4 protein-coding genes are annotated in these 3,333 nt (G+C 61.0%); 1 reads left to right on the top strand and 3 read right to left on the bottom strand.

The annotated features are described in order from the left end of the window. Positions 1–406: 406 nt before the first annotated feature. The gene (locus VJV58_RS18585; RefSeq protein WP_324138832.1) at positions 407–871 is read right to left on the bottom strand and encodes a GNAT family N-acetyltransferase; all 465 of its coding nucleotides are present in this window, start codon (positions 869–871) and stop codon (positions 407–409) included. Positions 872–1,189: 318 nt separating this feature from the next. On the opposite strand from VJV58_RS18585, the gene VJV58_RS18580 reads away from it, so the two are divergent. Next, positions 1,190–1,666: a lipocalin family protein gene (locus VJV58_RS18580; protein WP_324138831.1), complete on the top strand. Its 477-nt coding sequence runs from the start codon at positions 1,190–1,192 to the stop codon at positions 1,664–1,666. A 129-nt stretch (positions 1,667–1,795) separates the two neighbouring features. Here the strand turns inward: VJV58_RS18580 and VJV58_RS18575 are convergent, their stop codons facing one another. Continuing rightward, on the bottom strand, positions 1,796–2,458 hold the full coding sequence (locus VJV58_RS18575) for a TMEM175 family protein (protein ID WP_324138830.1): 663 nt from the start codon (positions 2,456–2,458) through the stop codon (positions 1,796–1,798). Beyond that, positions 2,455–3,057 (bottom strand): isoprenylcysteine carboxylmethyltransferase family protein, encoded by a 603-nt coding sequence (locus VJV58_RS18570; protein ID WP_324138829.1) that lies wholly within the window; start codon positions 3,055–3,057, stop codon positions 2,455–2,457. Before VJV58_RS18570 ends, VJV58_RS18575 begins: the two co-directional genes overlap by 4 nt. Between the last annotated feature and the right edge of the window lie 276 nt (positions 3,058–3,333).

Genomic DNA, 3,333 nt, shown 5'->3' with positions numbered 1-3,333 from the left:
GACGGCGGTGAATGTCTACTTTTGGTGGAAAGCCGCCCTTACTGGAATGTCGTTGGGGAGCGGATGAACCGCACAACAAGGTAGATAATCCAAGCGACGCCTAGGCCGAGGACCACGAACGATGCTCGCCGCTGCGGTTCGCCGCAGTTCCTCACTTCCGGAGCGCAATCGCCGGTAAAGTTCAGCAATCCCGCCGCGACCATTATGGCGATGATTGATCCAAGTAGCGCCAAGCCGAATGATAACCAGTCCGCAGGCCGTGGCTTCATCGCCGCACAGTCTCACGCACGGGTACTGTCCGCAATGGGTGGGAAGCGGACGTTAGCTAAGCCTCGCCTAGCCTCGCGGCGTTAGCCAGGCCGCCCTTTTGACTTGACCAATCTGCCCGCACTGGAGGCGAAATTATCTACAAATGAAGACCGAGAAAGGACGCACCGGAAACTGGATTGAAGGACACCGGCTCGGCCGCGACGAAACCGAAGGCCTCATATAGTCGCCGTGCGGAGAGGGACTCCTCCATCACGTCGAGCCTCATTTCCCGATAACCCACCATCTTCGCTTCGGCTATCAATCGGGCAACTAGATCGTAACCCAGTCGGCTTCCGCGCGCCTGCGGACACACATATAGACGCTTCATCTCGCATATTTCTTTAGTGACCTTGCGAAAGGCGACGCAGCCGTCGATCTTGCCGTCCACGTCTGCGAGCAAAACGCATCCCCCGGGCACCGCGTATTTGCCAGGCAGGTCCATGAACTCGGCGTCATTGTTCTGATAGTCGAGATTGACCGGGGAACTGGCAATAAACTCGCGCCAGATGCTCAGCACTGCGGCTGTATCATCGGGGAACGTCGCGCGCCTGATCACCGGCATGAAGTGGTCCCGTGGTCCAAAATCATGGCAGCAGTAGGACAACAAACCTCTTCGGACGTTATCGCAATGGTGCGCCTAACCGCACGGAAGCCATGCAAGCTGAAACTGTCCTAACGTCTGCTTTGGGTGGAAAGCCGACGATAGCCCTTAGCCGCCTTCAACCTGGAATGATGAAGCTGTTCTGCTGACGGCGGGCGCGTTGCCGCGGAACGGTAGCAGACCTGTGCGGTTGGGCGCAGCATGGAAGGAAACCGCAAAGCTCTTGTCGCAGGAACCATCTTTTCCATCGGAATTGCGCTTGCTGGATGCACCTATCTCATGTCCCGTCATCCCGTCGGCAATCGTTCCGTCCCTCAGCCGGCGAAGACGGTCGATCTGCAGCGGTACCTCGGACGATGGTACGAGATCGCGCGGTACGAACAGCGTTTTCAGAAGGGCTGCGAAGGTGTGACCGCCGATTACGGCCTGCGACCGGACGGGACCATCAATGTCGTGAACCGCTGTCGAAAACCTAACGGGAAAACCGACGAAGCGCGCGGCAAAGCAAAGGTCATCGACACAGTGACGAACGCCAAGCTCAAGGTGAGTTTCTTCGGCCCGTTCTACGGCGACTACTGGGTGCTTGATCACGCGGATGATTACAGCTGGTCCATTGTTGGCGAGTCTTCCGGCCGCTACCTCTGGATTCTCGCTCGGGAGCCCACGCCTTCCGATGCGACGGTAGACGGCCTAATCCAGCGGGCACGCAGGATGGGTTATGATACCTCGATGTTACGCCGGACAAAGCAGCCGTAGGTCAAGCACAACCTGGCGGATGCTTTGCCGGAGCATCCTTTTGCGTCGAAAGCAGACCTAATGGAATGTCTGCAATGGGTCGAAAGCGGACACTTCAAAGCCGCAGTGATCGCATAGCTTGCGAGGTCCTCAGCGATGAGCTGCGCGGCCGCGTCCCAACCGCCGCGTGACGACCATCCACAAAGGAATGCTCATCAACCCCGCTTGGCCGAAAAGCGGGAAAACGAGGCTGATTGCCACCGCCGTTGCCGATCCAAGCGCAACGCCCAAGCCGCGTGCACGGGTGGCAGCGATTGTCGCGGCGTCGATCTCCTCCCCAACGACGGGTGCACTGGTGGCCCGCCTCACCACCCAGATATTGGCAATTGAGACGGCGAGCATGGTCGCGCAATAAAGCGCCGTCGGCACTCGCATGCCCATGTGGGCGCTGACCAGCGCCGTGACGAACGGCATGAAAGCGACCAGACCTAGCAAGATCAGGTTCGGCACCAGCAAGCTCTCATCGTAGCGGCGAGCGAGCATGAACGAGCGATGGTGTCCGGCCCAAAAGGCGCCGATCACCCCAAAACCAATCGAATAGCCGACGATGTTCGGGATCAATCTTGCAAGAGCCCTCAGGAACTCGGCGTCGGTTGCCGTCCGCGGCAGGTGCGGCACTGGAAGCTCGATCACCAGCAAGGTAATGGCGATCGCGAAGACCGCATCGGAGAAGAAGACGAGCCGTTCGAGCGCGTGCGGCTGATGCGGCTTCCCGGTCCGCAAGGCGGCTGCCTGGCCCCTCGCGATGGTCACACGAGGCCCGGGAGAAAGCGTTTCACTCGCGCCGCGTAATCGTCGTAAGCGGAGCCGAAGCTCGCGCGTAGCAGCCTTTCCTCCTCCCGCACGCGGAGCCAGGTGCCGACGCCGAACAGTGGCAGCCCCCAAATCAGATTGCGCTCATGACCGAAGCTCACGGCCAGGCCGAGCAGGAACAGGCCCATGGCGGTGTAGATGGGGTGGCGAACGTGCGCAAAGGCGCCGCTCGTCACCAGTTCATGATCCTTGCGGGTGCGGGCGACGAGGCTCCAGTTGCGCCCCATCTCCCTCGCGGCGGCGGCAAAAAGCCAGACAGCGCCGGTCATCAGCACCGCCACTGCACAAGCCTCGGCAAGGCTTGCCACGCTCGCCGCCGGCAGAGCGATGCGGATCGATCCAAAGCCCGTGCTAGCGAAGCCGAGCACCTGCAGCGCAATACCGAGAAGCGAGATGCCCGAGCGGGCCGCCTCCGGCGAACCGGCGCCTCCGCTGGTGAAACGGATACGCATAACCGCAAAGAAGAACAGCAGCCCTCCGGCGGCTATTACGACAAGCCCCGGCCAGCCGACCGGGAGGCCAATAAACAGCGCTTTCATCGATCCCCCTCGCGCCCATTGGCTGCTGTGTAGCGCCCAAGCCTTGCTTCCGGCAACGGCAGGCCCGGCGCGGCTAATGTCTGCTTCGGGTGGAAAGCAGACATTCCGCCAATCTGGCGAAAGTGTGAAAACGCGCTGCAGTGATCAAAGCGAACCTCTGTCCGCCGCAGCATTGGAGGCCGAGTAGGGAAGTGAAGGCGGGTCCCGGCTCAACGCCGGAATGACGGTTGGGGTCGCCGGGATCGCCTGGACAGCCCTTGCGGGCTCCTGGGCCCA

The organism is Bradyrhizobium sp. (assembly GCF_035273305.1).
In the GTDB taxonomy this organism is placed as follows: Bacteria; Pseudomonadota; Alphaproteobacteria; order Rhizobiales; family Xanthobacteraceae; genus Bradyrhizobium.
Note: the sequence above shows the minus strand (reverse complement) of the source record. Positions and strands in the feature narration are given on the sequence as shown.

Excerpts from the sequence above, each read along its gene's own strand:
- VJV58_RS18585 (WP_324138832.1), bottom strand. The coding sequence starts at position 871 with ATGCCGGTGATCAGGCGCGCGACGTTCCCCGATGATACAGCCGCAGTG.
- VJV58_RS18580 (WP_324138831.1), top strand. The coding sequence starts at position 1,190 with ATGTCCCGTCATCCCGTCGGCAATCGTTCCGTCCCTCAGCCGGCGAAG.
- VJV58_RS18570 (WP_324138829.1), bottom strand. The coding sequence starts at position 3,057 with ATGAAAGCGCTGTTTATTGGCCTCCCGGTCGGCTGGCCGGGGCTTGTC.